The 1,114-nt window shown below is 45.4% G+C and carries 3 protein-coding genes; all 3 read right to left on the reverse strand.

Annotated features, from left to right (window positions below; genetic code table 11):
- Positions 1–380, reverse strand: a 380-nt coding sequence (locus tag ACYQ4O_RS12870; protein ID WP_460175860.1) for a hypothetical protein, incomplete at its 3' end; no start/stop codon positions are given.
- Positions 381–403: 23 nt separating this feature from the next.
- Entirely contained in the window at positions 404–880 is a 477-nt protein-coding gene (locus tag ACYQ4O_RS12875) for a hypothetical protein (protein ID WP_460175861.1), read from the reverse strand.
- A gap of 48 nt (positions 881–928) precedes the next feature.
- Positions 929–1,114: recombinase family protein (locus ACYQ4O_RS12880; protein WP_460175862.1), on the reverse strand; the 186-nt coding region annotated here is incomplete at its 5' end.

The raw sequence follows: 1,114 nt of genomic DNA on the forward strand, positions 1-1,114 counted from the left end.
AGTTTTTTAATGAGCTGAATGGTTCCTCTAAGTGCTCCTTTGCCTAGGATGCGCAATGCAACGGGCGCCCGCTTCTTAGCCCCTTCTGCATATGACGTCAGCCTTAACTCATTCTGGTCTTTAGAATTTAATCTCCAGCAGCTGCTGTCAAAGTCTGCTCTGTTGGAACTAAGACGGCAGTGAGGAAGCCTTATCTTTCTGCGGACTTTCTTGATTGCGCAATAGACTCGCTTAGCAACGGCATACCTCTTAACATTTTTAATGTCTTCTTTGAGCTTCTCAAAGGCTGCCAGCCGCTTCCGGTATCTTTCTTCAGCGTCCGTTTCTTTTGGATTGAGCTTAGGAGGCTGAGGATATGGAACTTTTCCTTGAGAAGCCATGTAAAACTGCTGCTCAGTCTCTCTTAAAATCCAATTGATATAGACGAGTGTTTGAGGCTCGTTGGAATAGCGGCCGAAAAACCTTCCCATTGTCTTTTTAATTCTGCTTTTACAGTCTGCCAATAGGTACGAAGTCCTTGGCTCGCCTCTTCTAAGCACAATTTCCAATGACGAGCCTGCAGGTGTGGCCCTTCTGAGCTCTGCTGAGAACGCAGAAACTTCAAAAGTTCGACCTGCGAGCGTTTCCCTTGCACTTTGAGATCTTCAAGCAAAGTTTCAAACTTCAGCTGCGGAAGATTTAGGCAATGAACGATTTCATCTCTAAAGGTGCGCCAGTTCCAAACTTTTTCTCTGAGCTCGTGAGTGCAGAAAGCCATTTGGAACTTCTGCAATGTTCTACCGTAAAGCTCACATAACAAATCCAACTCCGCCTGAGTCTCAGGAGGAATCGGTGCGAACAATCGCGTTACTGTCAATGGTAAAGAATTTACGGTCTTCATCCCCCCACTTTACACGAAACAGGGGGTATCTGTCGGTAAGGAGTTCATCTAATTGCCAATTGGCACAGAATTCGATTGAGTTTGTTCTAGAGCCCGTCGATTCTTCCAGCTCCTTTTTCCGTAAAGACGAGCCGAGAACACAGTCATCAGCGTAATTACATCCTTAACCAGTTCCGTTTCAAAAGCTTCGTCTTCCGGATCATCGAGAATCTGAATCGAGACATTAAACTGTTT

Source organism: Turicimonas sp. TL08 (assembly GCF_054660695.1).